The sequence below is a fragment of the Flavobacterium sp. genome (assembly GCF_044338735.1).
Lineage (GTDB): Bacteria > Bacteroidota > Bacteroidia > Flavobacteriales > Flavobacteriaceae > Flavobacterium.
In genome coordinates, this window is sequence record NZ_JBIIWV010000187.1 from 1 (window position 1) to 3,850 (window position 3,850).

Below are 3,850 nucleotides of genomic sequence, written 5' to 3' on the forward strand. Positions count from 1 at the left end.
GCAGTAACTAAGGTTAATACACCAACTAAGGCCCATATTCCAATGGCGATAATTAAAACCGTTAACGAAGTACGCAACGCCTGACTTTTAATGGAGTCAAGCGCAATTTTTGTATTTTCTTTAAATAATCCTATCATAACTATAAGACTAAAGTTAGAGCGAAATGTTACATTTTTGTGAAGATTTTTTTAAATTGATACTTGTTTCAGCTGCTTTGTCATTTCGACGCAGGAGAAATCTCATAAAGTGATTCAGATAAAGTGATTTCTCCTGCGTCGAAATGACAATAATGAAATCTATTAGAAAAAAAATAGATTTTTTAAACTGCTAAATATATACGATATTTGCAATACAAAAGAAACAAAATGGTCTAATTGACACATTAGTAAAATGGCACAAAAACCAAGCATACCAAAAGGAACTCGTGATTTTTCGCCTGCAGAGGTAGCGAAACGTAATTATATTTTCAGTACGATAAAAACCAATTTTGAAAAATTTGGCTTTCAACCTATTGAAACACCTTCGTTTGAAAATTCCGAAACCTTGATGGGAAAATATGGTGAAGAAGGCGATCGTTTGATTTTTAAGATTTTGAATTCGGGTGATTATTTGGATAAAGTTACACAGGAAGAATTACAAACTATAAACTACAAACAATTAACCGGTAAAATTTCCGAAAAAGCTCTTCGTTACGACTTAACCGTTCCGTTTGCGCGTTATGTGGTGCAACACCAAAACGACATTGAGTTTCCGTTTAAGCGTTACCAAATCCAACCTGTTTGGCGTGCCGATAGACCTCAAAAGGGTCGTTTTAGAGAGTTTTATCAGTGCGATGCCGATGTGGTGGGTTCTAATTCGCTTTGGCAAGAAGTGGAGTTGGTACAATTATACGACTCGGTTTTTTCTGAATTAGGTTTGGGTGGCGTTACCATTAAAATTAACAATCGTAAAATCTTATCAGGAATTGCTGAGGTAATTGGCGCTTCAGATAAATTGATAGATTTTACAGTTGCTTTAGATAAATTGGACAAAATAGGTGAAGATGGTGTGAAAAAAGAAATGTTAGAAAAAGGCATTTCGGAAACAGCGATTGAGAAAGTACAACCGTTGTTTAATTTTACAGGAACAATCAACGAAAAAATAGAAAAATTAGCGCAATTATTGGCTAATTCAGAAGAAGGAATGAAAGGTGTTAACGAATTGCAATTTATTTGCGACAACGTATCTACTTTAGGTTTGCAAACCGCTTTCTTGGATTTAGATGTTACGTTAGCACGTGGATTGAATTATTATACAGGAGCCATTTTTGAAGTTGCAGCACCAAGTGGTGTGGCTATGGGTTCGATAGGTGGCGGTGGACGTTATGATGATTTAACGGGAATTTTCGGATTAAAAAACATGTCGGGTGTTGGAATTTCGTTTGGTTTAGACCGAATTGCATTGGTAATGGAAGAAGTTGGTTTATTTCCAGCAACAGTTTTAGCTACATCAAAAGCGTTATTCTTAAACTTTGGCGATAAAGAAGCATTGTATGCAATGAAAGCCATCGGAAAATTACGTCAAAAAGGAATCAAAGTCGAATTATATCCTGATAATTCAAAAATCGACAAACAATTCAAATACGCTGATCGAAGAGGAATACCTTTTGCTGTTATTGTAGGTGAATCGGAAATCGAACGTGAAGAATTTGGATTGAAAAACTTAGCTACGGGTGACCAACAAAAAGTAGATTTCGAAACTTTAGTTATGTTATTGCAATAAATAATAACACAGATTGCACGAATTAGCACAGATTTATTTGATTTTTTTTGCCGCGAAGACACGAAGGCACAAAGTTTTTTTATTTTTCAAAGAAGTTTTTTGCCACGAAGACACAAAGTTTATATTTCAATTTCCCTTAGTGCCTTAGCGACTTTGTGGCAATTTTTCTTAGCTTCTTATTATCCGTTTTTAAAAATTTCTTTCACTGCAATTTCGTAATTCTTACTATTTCCTGCTTTTTTAATCTTTTTGAAGGTCTTTTGCGGATTAGAAAACGATTCTGAAAAGTATTCCCAAAAACCGAGCATTTTCATGCGAATAGGCGTTGGTCCCGATAAATAAGCATCATATTCTTGATAAATAGTATCATGAAAGGCTTCGAAAATTTCTAATTTATTTTTTGGATATTCTGTCGTATTGTTTTTAATCATCGAAGGCAAAAACGGATCGGCAATTAAACCTCTTCCGATCATCCAGTGGTCAATTGAAGGGAAGCGTTCTTGCATCATTCTAAATTTTTCAACCGAAGTAATATCGCCGTTATAATAAATTTTTTGTTTGGAAGTATCTAAACATTTTTGAAACGAATCTAAATCGACACCACCTTTGTAGAGTTGTTTTCCAATGCGGGCATGAATTGCAATATTTTTAATAGGATATTGCTCTAAAATGGGGAAAACGTCCAAAATTTCGGTTGAATTTTCATAACCCATGCGCATTTTCATCGAAACAATAATGTCGGTTTCAGTATGAACACGCTTTAAAATATGTTCGATTTGCGAAGTATTACTAATTAATCCTGAACCCATACCACATTTAGCGACCATAGGATAGGGGCAGCCTAAATTCCAATTCAACTCTTTGTAACCCAGTTGCTGAACATATTTAGCGACAAATAAAAATTCTTCGGCATCATTAGTAATGATTTGCGGAATTACTTCTAAAGTAGTGTTATTTTCTGGTAAAATATCTCTTTCATACGAACCTTTAATCACTAATTTTCCATTGAGTTTAATGTAAGGCGAATAAAAGGTATCAATCCCTCCAAAATAGCGATGAAAGGCGTTTCTAAACCTAAAATCGGTAAATCCTTGTAAAGGAGAAGAAAGTAAAGTGGTGCTCATTCGGCAAAGGTAGTATAAAAATTGAACTGTATTTTTGATTTATTTTACCAGCTCAATTTTATCTATTTTTAGTTCAAACGATTCATTCTTTTTATTTCCAATTAAAAAAACAATTTCTTCTAAAAAGTCACCTTTAAAATTGGGTAAATTTAAGGTTTGACCTCTGAAGGAAGGGTACAAATCATTCCATTTTAAGATTATTGTTTCCCATTCACCTGATGTTTTAAAAGTATTTATATAGGAATAATAGGAATTTGCATTGTCTTTTATTCTAAATTGATAGTTTTTTCCATCACCTTTCAACCGAATACTCACCTTAGAAAATTTGCTAATATCTTTGATTTTCATTTTATGACTAACCGATGAGAACCCACCATAATTTTCGGTAGAAACAGCGCCAAAGAAAACACCATTTCCATTTTCATCGATTTTGAAATTGCCATTTGATAGTCCTCCCATTACCCCATCATCAATAATTTTCCACTCACTAGAGTTGGTTTTTTTATTAAAATCAAATAAAAGTGAGTCATTCATAAGTATTGGGAAAAGAAAAAGTAAAAGTATCGTTTTCATTGTATTTTTTATTAAATGTACTAAATAAAAAGATTGATATGAAAATTTTAACCATTTTTAGTAACTTGAAATGATTTTCATAAAAAAACGGATTAGCAATACTAATCCGTTGATTGTTATAAACTTAATTTTTTTGTAGCGAGGACGGGAGTTGAACCCGTGACCTCAGGGTTATGAATCCTGCGCTCTAACCAACTGAGCTACCTCGCCAATTCTTGGTCTAACATCCTACCAGAATGCGGGTGCAAATATAAAACTAAATATATTCTTTGCAAACATTATTTTATAAAATAAATTAAAATCTTTTTTGTATTTTCAATATTTTCTCTATATATTTCGTGTCTTAAAAATAATCAAATGAGTGTAAAAGTAAAATATGAATTAGAATTCCC

Annotated in this window: 3 protein-coding genes, 1 tRNA gene and 1 pseudogene; 1 reads left to right on the top strand and 4 read right to left on the bottom strand. The window is 33.0% G+C overall.

The window, feature by feature from the left end:
- Positions 1–137, bottom strand: a pseudogene (locus tag ACIQZC_RS09755) (ABC transporter permease); the annotation flags it as partial.
- A gap of 253 nt (positions 138–390) precedes the next feature.
- On the opposite strand from ACIQZC_RS09755, the gene hisS reads away from it, so the two are divergent.
- Positions 391–1,761: a histidine--tRNA ligase gene (hisS, locus tag ACIQZC_RS09760; protein ID WP_396139038.1), complete on the top strand. Its 1,371-nt coding sequence runs from the start codon at positions 391–393 to the stop codon at positions 1,759–1,761.
- A gap of 179 nt (positions 1,762–1,940) precedes the next feature.
- Here the strand turns inward: hisS and ACIQZC_RS09765 are convergent, their stop codons facing one another.
- The 3 genes from ACIQZC_RS09765 to ACIQZC_RS09775 all read right to left on the bottom strand — a co-directional run bounded on the left by ACIQZC_RS09765 (position 1,941) and on the right by ACIQZC_RS09775 (position 3,668).
- Positions 1,941–2,885, bottom strand: coding sequence for a tRNA dihydrouridine synthase (locus ACIQZC_RS09765; protein WP_396139039.1), 945 nt, complete (start codon positions 2,883–2,885; stop codon positions 1,941–1,943).
- A gap of 39 nt (positions 2,886–2,924) precedes the next feature.
- A complete protein-coding gene (locus ACIQZC_RS09770) occupies positions 2,925–3,458 on the bottom strand; it encodes a CIA30 family protein (RefSeq protein ID WP_396139040.1) in 534 nt (177 codons plus the stop codon).
- Positions 3,459–3,594: 136 nt separating this feature from the next.
- Positions 3,595–3,668 (bottom strand) — tRNA-Met (locus tag ACIQZC_RS09775).
- Between the last annotated feature and the right edge of the window lie 182 nt (positions 3,669–3,850).

Bases quoted from the DNA above. Each gene is read 5' to 3' on its own strand.
- hisS (WP_396139038.1), top strand. From the start codon at position 391: ATGGCACAAAAACCAAGCATACCAAAAGGAACTCGTGATTTTTCGCCT.
- ACIQZC_RS09765 (WP_396139039.1), bottom strand. From the start codon at position 2,885: ATGAGCACCACTTTACTTTCTTCTCCTTTACAAGGATTTACCGATTTT.
- ACIQZC_RS09770 (WP_396139040.1), bottom strand. From the start codon at position 3,458: ATGAAAACGATACTTTTACTTTTTCTTTTCCCAATACTTATGAATGAC.